This window comes from Salipiger sp. HF18 (genome assembly GCF_011806505.1).
Taxonomy (GTDB): Bacteria; Pseudomonadota; Alphaproteobacteria; order Rhodobacterales; family Rhodobacteraceae; genus Salipiger; species Salipiger thiooxidans.
Map to the genome: position 1 here is coordinate 1 of NZ_JAATOS010000081.1, position 13,564 is coordinate 13,564.

Annotated in this window: 11 protein-coding genes and 1 pseudogene; 5 read left to right on the forward strand and 7 right to left on the reverse strand. The window is 69.7% G+C overall.

Going from position 1 to position 13,564, the window contains the following annotated elements; all coding sequences use genetic code 11:
- A partial coding sequence (locus HC022_RS09750; protein WP_167452294.1) for a TRAP transporter large permease subunit occupies positions 1-619 on the forward strand: 619 nt, incomplete at its 5' end.
- Positions 620-751: 132 nt separating this feature from the next.
- Positions 752-1,240 carry a MarR family winged helix-turn-helix transcriptional regulator gene (locus HC022_RS09755; protein ID WP_008887852.1) on the forward strand — a complete coding sequence of 163 codons (489 nt, stop codon included), beginning with the start codon at positions 752-754 and terminating at the stop codon, positions 1,238-1,240.
- A gap of 113 nt (positions 1,241-1,353) precedes the next feature.
- Here HC022_RS09755 and HC022_RS09760 read toward each other — a convergent pair.
- Positions 1,354-1,599 (reverse strand): annotated as a pseudogene (locus HC022_RS09760) (SDR family oxidoreductase); the annotation flags it as partial.
- A 609-nt stretch (positions 1,600-2,208) separates the two neighbouring features.
- Between HC022_RS09760 and glgX the strand changes: the two are divergent.
- Positions 2,209-4,257, forward strand: a complete 2,049-nt coding sequence (gene glgX / locus HC022_RS09765; protein ID WP_167452295.1) for a glycogen debranching protein GlgX — start codon at positions 2,209-2,211, stop codon at positions 4,255-4,257.
- Between the two features lie 218 nt (positions 4,258-4,475).
- On the opposite strand, the gene HC022_RS09770 is transcribed toward glgX, so the two are convergent.
- From HC022_RS09770 to HC022_RS09780, 3 genes are all read right to left on the reverse strand, one after another.
- The gene (locus HC022_RS09770; protein WP_167452296.1) at positions 4,476-6,176 is read right to left on the reverse strand and encodes an ABC transporter ATP-binding protein; all 1,701 of its coding nucleotides are present in this window, start codon (positions 6,174-6,176) and stop codon (positions 4,476-4,478) included.
- A 384-nt stretch (positions 6,177-6,560) separates the two neighbouring features.
- Positions 6,561-8,687, reverse strand: a complete 2,127-nt coding sequence (locus HC022_RS09775; RefSeq protein ID WP_167452297.1) for a TonB-dependent siderophore receptor — start codon at positions 8,685-8,687, stop codon at positions 6,561-6,563.
- 34 nt (positions 8,688-8,721) lie between these two features.
- Complete coding sequence (locus tag HC022_RS09780) at positions 8,722-9,654, reverse strand: helix-turn-helix domain-containing protein (RefSeq protein ID WP_167452298.1); 933 nt, start codon at positions 9,652-9,654, stop codon at positions 8,722-8,724.
- A gap of 376 nt (positions 9,655-10,030) precedes the next feature.
- Here HC022_RS09780 and HC022_RS09785 point away from each other — a divergent pair, with 376 nt between their 5' ends.
- A complete protein-coding gene (locus tag HC022_RS09785; protein WP_254885032.1) occupies positions 10,031-10,516 on the forward strand; it encodes a hypothetical protein in 486 nt (161 codons plus the stop codon).
- On the opposite strand, the gene HC022_RS09790 is transcribed toward HC022_RS09785, so the two are convergent.
- The 3 genes from HC022_RS09790 to HC022_RS09800 form a co-directional block, all read right to left on the reverse strand.
- Complete coding sequence (locus tag HC022_RS09790) at positions 10,509-10,766, reverse strand: hypothetical protein (RefSeq protein WP_167452299.1); 258 nt, start codon at positions 10,764-10,766, stop codon at positions 10,509-10,511. The two genes, HC022_RS09785 and HC022_RS09790, sit on opposite strands and share 8 nt — an antisense overlap.
- 47 nt (positions 10,767-10,813) lie before the next feature.
- On the reverse strand, positions 10,814-11,062 hold the full coding sequence (locus HC022_RS09795; protein ID WP_089959981.1) for an ABC transporter permease subunit: 249 nt from the start codon (positions 11,060-11,062) through the stop codon (positions 10,814-10,816).
- A gap of 130 nt (positions 11,063-11,192) precedes the next feature.
- Complete coding sequence (locus tag HC022_RS09800; RefSeq protein WP_008887749.1) at positions 11,193-11,747, reverse strand: helix-turn-helix domain-containing protein; 555 nt, start codon at positions 11,745-11,747, stop codon at positions 11,193-11,195.
- 198 nt (positions 11,748-11,945) lie between these two features.
- On the opposite strand from HC022_RS09800, the gene HC022_RS09805 reads away from it, so the two are divergent.
- Positions 11,946-13,564: FAD-dependent oxidoreductase (locus tag HC022_RS09805; RefSeq protein ID WP_167452300.1), on the forward strand; the 1,619-nt coding region annotated here is incomplete at its 3' end.

A 13,564-nucleotide genomic window follows, 5' to 3' on the forward strand; every position in this document is an offset into this window, starting at 1 on the left:
GGCGGGAATCTACGGCGGCTTCTTTACCCCCATCGAGGCCGCGGGCATGGGCGCCGCCGCGGCGCTGGTCATCGCCTTCCTCACCGGCGGGCTCAGCCGCCACGTGCTGTGGCAGGCCTTCGTCGAGAGCGCCAGCGCCTCGGCGATGATCTTCGCCATCGTCATCGGCGCCGAGATCTTCAGCAACTTCGTGACCTTCGCCGGGCTGCCGGACGCGCTCGCGGACATCGTCGAGGATCAGGGCATGTCGCCCTGGCTGGTGCTCCTGCTGATCGTGCTGATCTACATGGTACTGGGCTGCTTCCTCGAGAGCCTGTCGATGATCCTGCTCACCGTGCCGGTGTTCTACCCGCTGATCTCGGGGCTCGACTTCGGTGTCGAGATCCTCGCCGATCCGGACGCGCTGGTGATCTGGTTCGCGATCATCGTGGTGGTGGTGACCGAGATCAGCCTGATCACGCCACCCATCGGAATGAACGTCTTCGTGCTGCGCTCGGTGCTGCCGGACGTGTCGCTCGGGACGATCTTCAGCGGTGTCTACGTGTTCTGGGTCGCCGACATCATCCGGCTGGCGCTGATCATCGCGCTGCCGATCCTGTCGCTCTACCTGGTCGCATGACCTGCGGGGCAGCCCCGCCGGGCTGCCCTTCCGCCCGCGTCACGCTTGCCTTTGCGGGCCCGGGCGATCATTCAGGAAGACCATGACCCAGACGAGACAGCCAGACCCAGAAACCAGGACGACGAACCGGACATGCGCCTAGAAAAGTTCTTTCCCTACCGCCTGGCCGTCGTCGCCGAAGCGTTCTCGCGCCAGCTCGTCGCCGTCTATGGCCGCGGTCATGGCCTCTCGCGCGAGGAATGGCGGCTGCTGTTCCTGCTCGAGGATGCCGAGACGCTGGATTCCCAGCGGCTGTCGCAGCGCACCTCGCTCGACAAGGTGCAGGTCAGCCGCGCCGCCTCGCGGCTCGAGGCCAAGGGGTTCATCCTGCGCGAGGTGCTGGGCGCCGACCGCCGCAAGCGCAACTATGCCATCACCCCCGAGGGACGGGCGCAGTTCCGGGCCGTCTTCGGCGATGTCGAGACGCGCGCCAACGAGATCCTCGCGGCGATGCCCGACGAGGACCGGGCCGCGCTCGAGCAGGGCATCGCCGCACTCGACAAGGCCATCGCCACGGTGACCCAGCCCGAGACCGGCCACGGCACCTCGTTTCCCCGGCCCGACCGGGCCGAGACCCGCTGAGCGCACACCTTCGGTCTCTTCGCGGGGGGCCGGGGCTCAGCCCGCCGTCCAGGCCCGTCCACCCGCAGCGAGCTGCCGGTGACAAGTGCCGAGGCATCGGAGGCGAGGTAGAGCACCGCGCCCATGATGTCCTCGACCTCGCCGATGAGGCCGAGCCTGATCTTCTCCTCGATCCACGCGAGGGGGCCGGGATTGGTCAGGGTCTGCTCTGGCAGCGGCGTGTGGACCAAGGCCGGGCAGGGCGTGTTGACCCGGATTCCGGGCGGCCCCCATTCGATGGCCATGCCCTTTACCGTGCCATCGAGCCTGTGCTTCGTGGCGCAGTTGACCGCCCGGTCGACGCCGCCGACGTGGCCCATCTGCCCTGCAGCCGCGCCGGCGGAGGGGGTCGTGAGCGCGTTGTCGTGAGGGGCCACCGAAAGGGGCCACGCCCGAATGCGCCTCGGTTGAGGGCGCCCGTCCGCCCCGGCCCGGGAAGAGCGTGGCTTGTTTTGACGCGTCACCCGCTCTGTCCTCGCGGATGAGGCGAAGAAATCCCGCGAAGAGAGGAGGTTTGGCGGAACCGGAACCGCTCTTGCGGGGTTCTTCCAACGGTCGGCACCGCCGGTCCCGTTCTGTTTCTCTCTCTCTCATGACGACCTCGTCGCCTTGCCGACCCGCAGGCCTCCGCTCTCCGACACCCAGACCCCGAGACATGCCCGGCACGCATCGCGACCCAGCCCCTCATCGTGCCCCGACGTCCTGCCCGCCCGAAAGGGTGCGCGGGTGAGCCGCGTGCGCGGGGCGCCCGCGCCGCGCCCAAGAGGGCGCTGGACAGGACTCCAGCCCGGCCGCAGGCTGGCGGCGGCACTGTCCGGCCGCAGGGCCCAAACCTGGGCCGAACCAACGGTCCCCGCACGCCCGGTCTCCCGCCGGGCGCCCGACGCAGACGCCTTCTCCCTCCGTTCCCTCATCGCTGGAAAGCTGACATGATCGACCCGCGTGACGTCACTGTAGACCCCTCGAGATCCCGGCCCGACCAGCTTGGTGCGCGCTTCGATGGCGAGGGCACCAATTTCGCGCTGTTCTCGGACCATGCCGAGGCCGTCGAGCTTTGCCTCTTCGACCCCGACGGCCGCGAGGAGCTTGCCCGGATCGAGCTGCCGCGCGCGGAGGGCGGCATATTCTTCGGCTATTGCCCCGATCTTGGGCCCGGTCAGGCCTATGGCTACCGGGTGCACGGGCCGTTCCGGCCCGGGGACGGCATGCGCTTCAACCCCAACAAGCTGCTGCTCGACCCCTACGCCATGGCGATGCGCGGCCACCTGCAGTGGGATGACGCGCTCTACGGCTACCCGGTGGGCGGCTCGGATCTCGACCTCGACCCCCGCGACAGCGCGCCCTTCATGCCCAAGGCGGTGGTGGCCGACCCGGTCTTCGACTGGGAGGCGGACCAATGCCCCAGCGTGCGCTGGCAGGACATGGTGATCTACGAGGCCCACGTGAAGGGGCTGACCATGCGCCACCCCGGCGTGGTTCAGGCCGACCGCGGCACCTTCCGCGCGCTGGCCTCGGATCCGGTGATCGAGCACCTGCAGAAGATCGGCGTCACCACCATCGAGCTGCTGCCGATCCACGCCATGGCGCAGGACCGGCATCTCGAGGAGCAGGGGCTGCGCAACTACTGGGGTTACAACACGCTGGCCTTCTTCGCGCCAAACCGCAACTACCTCGCGTCCGAGGACGTGCGCGAGGTGCGCGCGGCGGTGAAGCGCTTCCATGCGGCGGGCATCGAGGTCATCCTCGACGTGGTCTACAACCACACCGCCGAGGGCAGTGAGCTGGGCCCGACGCTGTCCTTCAAGGGCATCGACAACGCGAGCTACTACCTGCTTTCGCCCGAGGACCGGCGCCACGGCTTCGACACCACCGGCACCGGCAACACGCTCAACGTCGCGCACCCGATGGTGCTGCGCATGGTGATGGACAGCCTGCGCTACTGGGTCGAGGCCTTCCACGTCGACGGCTTCCGCTTCGACCTCGCCTCGACGCTGGCACGCGCGCCCGACGGCTTCGAGCGCGAGGGCGCCTTCTTCAACGCCATCCGGCAGGACCCGGTGCTGGCCCATGTGAAGCTCATCGCCGAGCCCTGGGACGTAGGCGATGGCGGCTACCAGGTCGGCGGCTTCCCCTGGCCGTTCCGCGAGTGGAACGACAAGTACCGCGACGACGTGCGCGCCTTCTGGCGCCGTGACCCGGGGCTGCTGCCGAGCCTCTCGGAGCGGCTGATGGGCAGCCCGGTGCAGTTCGACCACTCGCACCGGCCCGCGACATCGTCGGTGAACTTCATCGCCGCCCACGACGGCTTCACCATGTGGGACACGGTCTCCTACGACCACAAGCACAACGAGGCCAATGGCGAGGACAACCGCGACGGCCACGACCACAACCTCTCGGACAACATGGGCCACGAGGGGGCAACGGAGGACGCCGGCATCCTCGAGGCGCGGGCGCGGCGGGTGAAGGGCATGCTGGCGACGCTCTTCCTGTCGCACGGGGTGCCGATGCTGCTTGCGGGCGACGAGATGGGCCAGACCCAGGGCGGCAACAACAACGCCTATTGCCAGGACAACGAGACCACCTGGATCGACTGGGAGGCCGCCCGCCCGGAACTGGTCGAGGCGGTGGCGGCGCTGACCGCGCTGCGCCGGGAGTGGCGTACGCATCTTGCGCCCTACGGCTTCTGGCCGCGCCCGGAGGCCACCGAGACCATCTGGCTGCACCCCGAGGGCCGGGACATGTCGCAGCAGGACTGGCGCGACGGCGGGCTCTTCGCGGTGGGCATGCGGCATCACCAGGAGGAGGGGCCGGACATCCTGGTGCTGGTGAACGCCGGCGAGGACTGCACCTTCACGCTGCCGTCGGGCGGATGGGAGCTGATCCTCGACACCGCGCGCGACCCGGTGGCCTGCGCCGAGGATCCCGGCGCGCGGCTGACGGTCGAGGCGCAGTCGGTGGCTGTGCTGCGGGCGGTGTGAGCCGGTTGTGCCGTTTGTGCGGGTCCGGGATGAGGGTCCGGGGTGGCGCTTGTTGCGAGGTCCGGACCGGGGGTTTCAAACCCCCGGACCCCCGTGGAGTTTAGGGGCAAGATGAAGCCCGGGCGTGGCGCCCTCGTGGTGGGATTGGGTGGTTTCGGTTTGCGTCTTGGTTTGGCCTGGATAGGGCAGGGTTGCGGCGATCTGGTCGGCGGTGAGGGTCAGCCCAGCAGCGCGACGTAGGCTTGCTGGTTGGAGACCAGCGTGTCGTGGTTGCCGATCTCGACGATGCGGCCGGCGTCGAGCACGACGATGCGGTCGGCGTGGCGGATGGTCTCGAGCCGGTGGGCGATGATCAGCGTGGTGCGGCCCACCGCCAGCCGGGCGAGCGCCGCCTGCACCTCGCGCTCGGTGGCGCGGTCGAGCGCCGAGGTGGCCTCGTCCAGCAGCAGGATCGGCGGGTTGCGCAGGAACACCCGCGCGATCGCCACGCGCTGGCGCTGGCCGCCCGAGAGCATCACGCCGCGCTCGCCCACCATGGTATCGAGCCCCTGCGGCAGCTCCGAGACCAGCGTGTCGAGCCGGGCGTTGCGCACCGCCTCGAGGATCTCGTCCTCGCCGGCGTCGAGCTTGCCATAGGCGATGTTCTCGCGCAGCGTGCCGCCGAACAGGAACACGTCCTGGCTCACCAGCCCGACCTGGCGGCGCAGCGAGGCCAGTGTCATGTCGGTGAGCGGGACGCCGTCGATGCGGATCTCGCCGCCGGTCGGATCGTAGAAGCGCGGCACCAGCGCCATCAGCGTCGACTTGCCGGCGCCCGACGGGCCGACCAGCGCCACGGTTTCGCCCGGGGCGACCTCGAGCGTCACCCCGCGGAGCACGCCGCGGGCGCCGTCGTAGGTGAACTGCACGTCCTCGAAGCGGATGCGGCCGGAGAGCGCGGGGGCGTCCTGCGCGCCGGGGGCGTCGGCGATGTCGGGGCTCTGCGCCAGCAGCTCCTGGTAGCGCTGGAACCCAGCGATGCCGCGCGGATAGGTCTCGACCACCGCGGCGATCTTTTCGAGCGGGCGGAAGAAGACGCCGACCAGCAGCAGGAAGGCCACGTAGTCGCCGGTGCTGAGGCTGCCGCCGAAGACGAAGGCGGCGCCGGCCACCATCACCACCACCTGCACCGAGCGCATCCCCATGTATTGCAGCGCCGAGACCGTCGCCATGATCCGGTAGGCGTCGAGCTTGGTGGCGCGGTAGCGGGCGTTGTCCTCGGCGAAGCGGGCGCGCTCGTGGGCCTCGTTGGTGAAGGCCTGCACCACGCGGATGCCGCCGATGCTTTCCTCGAGACGGACGTTGAAGGCGCCGACGCGGGCGTAGATCGCCTGCCAGTTGCGGGTCATCCTGCCGCCGTAAACCCCCAGCAGCCAGGCCATCAGCGGCACCACCACCAGCGTCATGAAGGCGAGCGGCGGGGGCAGCCAGAGCATCAGCGCGAAGGCACCGGCAAAGGTCATGATCGCGATGAACAGATCCTCGGGGCCGTGGTGGGCGACCTCGCCGATTTCCTCGAGATCGCGCGTGACGCGGGCCACCAGCTTGCCGGTCTCGGCGCGGTCGAACCAGCCCCAGCTCAGCCGGGTGAGATGGGCGAAGGCGCGGGCGCGCATCTCGGTCTCGATGTTGATGCCCAGCATGTGGCCCCAGTAGATCACCACCACCATCAGCAGGGCGTTGACGATGTAGACGCCCACGAGCCCGGCGGAGGCCAGCACCGTGAGCCCCCAGTCGCCCTGCGGCAGCAGGTGGTCGATGAAGCCCGCGACCGCGAGCGGGAAGGCGAGCTCGAGCAGGCCCGAGAGCACGGCGCAGCCGAAATCGAGCCAGAAGAGCCCCATGTGCGGGCGGTAGTAGTCGAAGAACTGGCGGAGCATCGGGTCTCTGATCTTTCAGGTGCGGGCAGGCGGGCGTCAGGCGGCGTGCGTCGGGTGGCGATGGGTGGTGCCAGAGCGATGGCACGCGGGGCGGTCTGTGTCACGCCCCGGCGGGACCGGGGGGTGGCGGATGGGTCGGGGAGCTTCCGCGGAACGCATCGGGCGCCGCGTGGGGCGGCGCGCGGTGGGGCTGGCCAGAGCACCGCGCCACGTGGCGCCCGCTGGTGGGGCGGTGAGCGGCGCCTGAAACGGCGGAGCGGAGCGCCGGGCAGGAGGGCGCCAAGGGAGCGGAGCGGCCGCCGCAAAATGCGGCGGCCGGAAGGCCGGGCCCGGGCGCTGCGGGGGGACGGCGCGCCGGGGGTCATGTCGCGGCACCGGGGCAGGTCACCACTTCCACGTCAGGCGCGCCTGCACCGTGCGGCCGTCGCCGTAGTAGCAGCCGAAGGAGCCGCAGGTGGCGACATAGGCCTCGTCGAAGAGGTTCGACACGTTGACCGAGAGGCCGAGGTCCTCGGTGATCGCGTAGGAGGCCTGCAGGTCGACCAGCGTGACCTCGTCGAGGTCGTAGCTGTTGGACGCGTCGCCGTAGCGCTCGCCGATGTAGCGCAGGCCGCCGCCGAGCTGGAGCCCCGCCAGCCTGTGCCCCGGCGCGAAATCGTAGTTCAGCCAGAGGCTGGCGTTGTGCTCGGGCGCGTTGGCGAGCTGGTTGCCCTCGTTGTCGCCGTCCAGCACCTCGGTGTCGTTCCAGGTGTACTGGCCGCGCAGGTTCCAGCCCTGCGCGAGGTCGACCGAGGCCTCGAGCTCGAGCCCGCGCGAGCGGACCTCGCCCTCCTGCCGGAAGTCGCCGACGCCGTTGGCATCGGTGTAGGCCGAGCGCACGTTGGTCTGGCGCAGGTCGTAGAGCGCCGCCGAGAAGAAGCCGTCGAAGCTCAGCGGCTGGTACTTCACGCCCACTTCCCACTGCCGGCCACGGGTCGGCTCGAAGGCCGAGCCGCTGTTGTCGGTGCCGATCTCCGGGTCGAAGGAGGTGGCATAGCTGACGTAGGGCACGAGGCCGTTGGCGAAGAGATAGGACAGCCCGGCGCGGCCGGTGGTGGCCTCGTCGTCCTGGTCGATCCCGGAGCGGTTCACGGTGCCCAGGTAGTCGGTGAAGCTGGTGCCCTTCTGGCTGGTCCAGTCGTGGCGCAGCGCGAGGTTGGCGCGCCAGTTGCCGAAGGCCATCTCGTCCTGCACGTAGAGGCCGATCTGCTCGAGCGTCACGTCGGTGGCTTCGAGATACCACGGCTCGCTCAGGTTGGCGCCGTCATGGCGCGGGTTCGAGAGGCTGATGTCGTCGGCATAGAGGAAGCCGGTCCGCTCCTCGACGCCGTAACGGCGGGCGTCGAGCCCGACCATCAGCCTGTGGTCGACGGTGCCGGTCTGCAGCCGGCCGGTGAGCCGGGCGTCGAGGTTCTGCGAGTAGCTGTCCTCGTCGGTGACATTGGCACCGCGGGTCACGGTGTCGCCGTCGGCCACGCCGTTGTTGACGTAGAAGCCGGTGTAGTCCCAGTCGAATTTCTGGTAGCGGAAATTCACGTCGAGGGTCCAGTCCGGGGTCAGCTCCTGGCTCAGGTCGAAGCCGAGGTTGAGCATCTCGCGGTCGCTGTCGTCATCCTTTGGATCGCCGCCGTAGAAGTTGCGCAGGTCGTCGTCGTTCTTGTCGCCGATCAGGTCGTAGGGCACGCCCGCGGGCGTGATCGGGCTGTCCTTGAGCCACGAGCCGAGGACTTCGAGCGATGTGCGCTCGGTCGGCTGCCAGCGGGTGGCGAGGCCGAGGTAGCTGCGGCTGTTGGTGAGCTCTTCCACGTCCTCCTCGGTGTCGCGGGCGACGGCGGTGACGCGGGCGGCGAAACTGTCCGAGAAGGCGTGGTTGTAGTCGACAAAGCCTTCGGTGGCCTTGGGATCGCCCGTGCCGACGCCGAGCTCGCCGAAGCTGAGGAACTGCGCCCGCTTCTGGATCTGGTTGATGACGCCGCCGGGCGTGCCCGCACCGTAGAGCGCCGAGGACGGGCCCTTCAGCACCTCGACCCGCTCGAGCGAGTAGATCTCGAAGGCCGGCGCGCCGAACTCGCGCATCAGGCGCAGGCCGTTCAGGTACTGCGCGTCCGAGCCGTTGAAGCCGCGGATCGTCGGGCTGTCGAAGCGCGGGTCGGTGCCGAAGGGCTGCGCGGTGAGGCCGGCGGTATAGCCCAGCGTGTCGCCGAGCGTGGTGGCGCCCTGATCCTCGATCTGCTCGCCGGTGATCACCGAGACCGACTGCGGGGTCTCGAGGATGGGGGTGCCGCTCTTGGTGGCGGTGGCGGCGGTGGTGGCGACGTAGCCCGCCACCGGGTCCGAGGGATCGGGGGCCTCGCCTTCGACGTAGAGCGTGCCGAGGTCGTAGAGGTCTGCTGTGGATTGCGCCTGCGCGGCGCAGGTCAGCGCCAGCAGGCTCGCGCCCGTGGCGAGGGCGCTGCGAAGGGGGAGGGTCATGTCACTGTCCGCGTTCTGATGGATTCCCGATTGTTTATCTCGGGATTTGCCGCGTGGCTTGAACGGAACCGGCGGGATTTGAAGGGTCCGGGACAAAACGCTGCCGCCGCCAGACGCCGGGGCTCTGACCGTGGCGGGCGCGGAAGGCGCGGCTGAGGTGGGCCTGGTCGGCGAACCCGGTGGCGGCGGCGATGTCGGCGAGGCTGCGCCCGGCGTCGGGCATCAGTGCCTGCGCCGCGTCGAGCCGCAGCCCCATGAGCCAGCGCTGAGGCGTCTGCCCGAGGCTTTGACGGAAGCCGCGGGTGAGCCAGCTTTCCGACAGGCCCGCCAGCTCGGCCAGTTCGGCGGTGGGGATGCGCCGCCCCAGCGCCTCGCGGGCATGGGCCTCGAGCCGGCGCAGGATGCGCGGCGGCACGCCCCCGCGGTCGGCGTCGGGGGCGGGGGCGTCGCTGGGGGCGGGCAGGTCGATGACCTCGGCCAGCAGCGCCGACAAGAGCCCGTCGGTGGCAAGGTCGGGCCGGCCAGGGTGCTGCACCTCGTCGGCGATCATCGCGGCCAGCGCCTCGATCCGCGCGGCGCTGGCGATCAGCCGCGGGGTGGCGAGGTCGCGCGGGGCGGCCAGCCCTTGCAGCCGCTGCGCCAGCGGGCCCGCGTTGAGATGCAGGTCGAGATGGGCATAGCCGCCGGCCCGGCCGAGCTCGCTCCAGAGCGGGACATGGGCGGGGATGTAGAACACGCCGACGCCATCGCGCCACGGCTCGGTCTCGGAGGTGCGCAGGCGCAGGCTTTCGCCGCCGCCGAGGAAGACCACCAGCCGCGGGTCGGGCGCGCTGTAGAAGCCGCCGCCGCCGGCCTCGCCATGCACATGCCAGACATCGGCGATGACGCCGGGCCAGCGCCGCCACGACAGCGGGCGCAGGGTGCGGATGGCGCGGGTTTCGGCGGTCATGCGGGGCATGAAGGTCATGAAGGACGCTCGCGTGGCAGGCCCGGGGGCAGGGGTAGGGATGCGGAGGATCGCGGGCGGTGCAAGCTGCTGGCGGGGCATGTGCCGCGCGTGTCTCCGGGACCTGGCGGGCCGGGAGACCGGCTTGCTGAGCGTCGCGGATCATGCCGCAAGGCCGCGCCGGGGTCAAGCAGGACAGGGGTTTCGCGGGTCTTGGCGACCGGCGCGGCGGTCGCGCGGACGGTTGGCGCGCGGTGGGGGTTGCATTATCCGACTAAATTAGTCAGAGAAAAAAGGCGATGCCAGCCGGGGCGACCCTCGCAAGCTTTTCTTCATGTGTTCACTTGCGGGCGACGTCCCTCCGTCGCCCGCATCTTTCCTGACGAAAGGCCCTGCGATGACAGCGACAGGATCCCACGGCTGCGGCCGTCCGCACAACGGCGGCTATGACGGCATGGGCATCGGGGCGCTCGACCCCCGGATGCTCTGCACCCTCACCGTCGCCCGCTATTTCTTCCAGAGCTTCGCCGTGCCGCAGCTCGAGGGCTGGACCCGCGCCCTGAGCGGGGCGGAACACCTGCTTGGCCGTGACGCGGCCCCGGGATTTGCCTGCGCGGTGCTGCGGGTGGTGCAGGCGATGCGGCGCAGCCGCAAGAGCGTGTTCCACTTCTCGAACCCCGATTGCAGCAACTGCGCCGCAAGGCTGAGCGGCCACGAGCGGCTGCTGCTGAACGCCCTGCGCGCCACCCTCCAGGACCGCCCCGACAATGCCGAGGGCCACGCCATGCTGCTCTGCGAGGGCAACGATACCTCGGAATTCCTCGAGGAGGTGGAGGCGCTTGCCCGGATGATGGAGGCACGGCCGCACCGCGTCCTCAACTGACGGATCCCGTGGCGGGGGCCGCGGCCCGATCCCCCCCCGCGCCGGATGCCGACAGGCCGTCATCCGGCGTATCCCCCCGCGCGGTCCGGCACCGTGCGGGGGTTTTTGCTTCGCCCCGGGGGGCCTGGCGCTCGCCGCCGCGGCGCGACAGCAGGATCACCGCCAGAAGCAGCAGCACCCTCACGCCGACCGGCAGGGACGATACCGCCGCGATGGTCGGGTCGACCTGATCGCGCAGCCCGCTGAACATCCTCTCGGTGAGCGTGGTGTTTTCGCCCCCCGAGATGCAGCTCGGGATTACCACACCGTCGAGCGAGGTGATGAAGGCGAAGAGCGCCCCGAAATCACCGCCGGCCGGATCTGCGGCAGGGTGACGGTGAGAAAGGCCTGCGCCTCGGTGACGCCGAGGTTGCGGGCGGCCTTCTCGAGGTTGAGTCCGAACGGCGCCGGCGCCGGGCTCGTGGTCCCCACGACGAAGAGGATGGCCAGCACCACGACCTGCAGGAGGCGCTGCCGGAGATCCCGCTGCGGTCCGAGCTGATTCACGGCGAGCCCTGTGGCCCGCTCGAGAAGGCAGATCTCGGGCTGCGCCTCGCGGCGAGGCCCCGCGCCGGGCTCGCCATCACGCCGCTGGTGCCCGAGACGGTGATCCCGTTCTGACCCCTGTGTCCTGCGGTCAGTAGACCGGCGGCGACACCACCCAGATCGCCACGGCGGGCTCGGGCCCGTCGTTGCGCCAGCCATAGGCGCGGCCGGAGAACTGGAAGCTGTCGCCCGGGTGCAAATCGAAGCTCTCGCCATCGACGAACAGCGTCAGATGCCCCGAGACCAGCACCGCGCCGTCCTCGCGCCCGGCCCGCGGGCGCATCTCGTCGCGGCTGGCACCGGGGGCGAAGACCGAGCGGATCATCTCGAAGGCGCCGTCGAGCGAGGGCGAGAGAAGTTCCTCGACCAGCCCACTCTCGTCGGAGCCGATGGGCATCCGGTCCTCCTGCCGCAGCACCAGCCCCTGCTCGCGCTCGGCCCGTCCGGCGGAGCGGAAGAAGAACGAGATGGTGAGCCCGAAGAGCGCGGCGATCTTCTCGAGATCGCGGATCGAGGGCTCGGCCTGCCCGCGCTCGATCAGACTGAGCCAGCCCGCCGAGCGGCCGGTCGCCTCGGCCAGCGCCTGAAGCGTCAGGCCGCGCGACTTGCGCAGCGCCCGGATGTCGGTGCCGACCTGTCTGTTCAAACCGCGCGTCCCCGTCGTTCCTGTACGGGCAGACGCTAACGGCTGGCGTCGCTCTGCGCAACATTGTGGCGTTTTTTCCGGAATACCGAATTGTGACTAAAAAAATAAATTCAAATTTTAGTTGGCTGTGGAATGGTGCGGGTATCGAATCCCCGCCGGGCGCACATGCGCTCCGGCCAAGTCGAAGGATCCCCGCAGATGGTTGCCATCCCCTCCAAGGCCCGCGTCGTCATCATCGGCGGCGGCGTCTCGGGCTGCTCGGTTGCCTATCACCTCGCCAGGCTCGGCTGGACCGATATCGTGCTGCTCGAGCGCAAGCAGCTCACCTCGGGCACCACGTGGCATGCCGCGGGGCTCATCGGGCAGCTGCAGCCGAGCCAGAACCGCACCCGGCTGGCCAAGTATTCCGCCGACCTCTACGCCCGGCTTGAGGAAGAGACCGGGCTCGCCACCGGCTTCCGGCAATGCGGGTCGATGACCGTGGCGCTGAGCGAGGAGCGCCGCGAAGAGATTTTCCGGCTGGCGGCGCAGGCCCGTGCCTTCGGCGTCGAGGTCAACGAGCTCACCCCGGACGAGGTGCTGGGGCTCTATCCGCATCTCAACCCCGACGGCGTGGTGGCGGGCGTTCACCTGCCGATGGACGGGCAGGCCGATCCGGGCAACATCGCGCTGGCGCTGGCCAAGGGCGCCCGCCAGAACGGCGCGCTGATCGCCGAACGGGTCAAGGTCACCCGCGTGACCGAGGCGGACGGCCGCGTCACCGGGGTCGACTACGAACAGGACGGCGCGCCGGGCCATATCACCGCCGAGCACGTGGTCAACTGCGGCGGCATGTGGGGCCGTGAGCTTGCGGCGCAGAACGGCGTGACCCTGCCGCTGCACGCCTGCGAGCATTTCTACATCGTCACCGAGGGCATCCCCGGCCTTTCCCGGCTGCCGGTGCTGCGGGTGCCGGAAGAATGCGCCTATTACAAGGAGGATGCGGGCAAGATCCTGCTGGGCGCCTTCGAGCCCAAGGCCAAGCCCTGGGGCATGGATGGCATCCCCGAAACCTTCGAGTTCGACCAGCTGCCCGAGGATTTCGACCATTTCGAGCCCATCCTCGAAGCGGCGGTCAACCGGATGCCGATGCTGGCCGAGGCGGGCATCCACACCTTCTTCAACGGCCCCGAGAGCTTTACCCCAGATGACCGCTACTATCTTGGCGAGGCGCCGGAGCTGAAGAACTACTGGGTGGCGGCGGGCTACAACTCCATCGGCATCATCTCCTCGGGCGGGGCCGGCATGGCGCTGTCGCAGTGGATGGACAGCGGCGAGCCGCCCTTCGATCTGTGGGAGGTCGATATCCGCCGCGCCCAGCCGTTCCAGCGCAATCGTCGCTACCTCAGGGAGCGGGTGACCGAGACGCTGGGGCTGCTCTATGCCGACCATTTCCCCTACCGGCAGATGGCCTCGGCGCGGGGGGTGCGGCGCTCGGTGCTGCACGATCAGCTGAAGGCACGCGGCGCGGTCTTTGGCGAGGTGGCGGGCCACGAGCGCGCCAACTGGTTCGCCGAGCCGGGGCAGGAGCCCGAGTATCGCTACAGCTGGAAGCGGCAGAACTGGTTTGCCAACCAGCGCGCCGAGCACATGGCGCTGCGCGACGGCGTCGGGCTGCTCGACATGAGCAGCTTCGGCAAGATCCGCGTCGAGGGCCGCGATGCGCTGTCCTTCCTGCAGAAGGTCTGCGCCAACAACATGGACGTGGCGGCGGGGCGCATCGTCTACACTCAGATGCTGAACGCGCGCGGCGGCATCGAGTGCGACCTGACGGTGAC

Excerpts from the sequence above, each read along its gene's own strand:
- HC022_RS09785 (WP_254885032.1), top strand. The coding sequence starts at position 10,031 with ATGACAGCGACAGGATCCCACGGCTGCGGCCGTCCGCACAACGGCGGC.
- HC022_RS09755 (WP_008887852.1), top strand. The coding sequence starts at position 752 with ATGCGCCTAGAAAAGTTCTTTCCCTACCGCCTGGCCGTCGTCGCCGAA.
- HC022_RS09775 (WP_167452297.1), bottom strand. The coding sequence starts at position 8,687 with ATGACCCTCCCCCTTCGCAGCGCCCTCGCCACGGGCGCGAGCCTGCTG.
- glgX (WP_167452295.1), top strand. The coding sequence starts at position 2,209 with ATGATCGACCCGCGTGACGTCACTGTAGACCCCTCGAGATCCCGGCCC.
- HC022_RS09790 (WP_167452299.1), bottom strand. The coding sequence starts at position 10,766 with ATGTTCAGCGGGCTGCGCGATCAGGTCGACCCGACCATCGCGGCGGTA.
- HC022_RS09770 (WP_167452296.1), bottom strand. The coding sequence starts at position 6,176 with ATGCTCCGCCAGTTCTTCGACTACTACCGCCCGCACATGGGGCTCTTC.
- HC022_RS09780 (WP_167452298.1), bottom strand. The coding sequence starts at position 9,654 with ATGACCTTCATGCCCCGCATGACCGCCGAAACCCGCGCCATCCGCACC.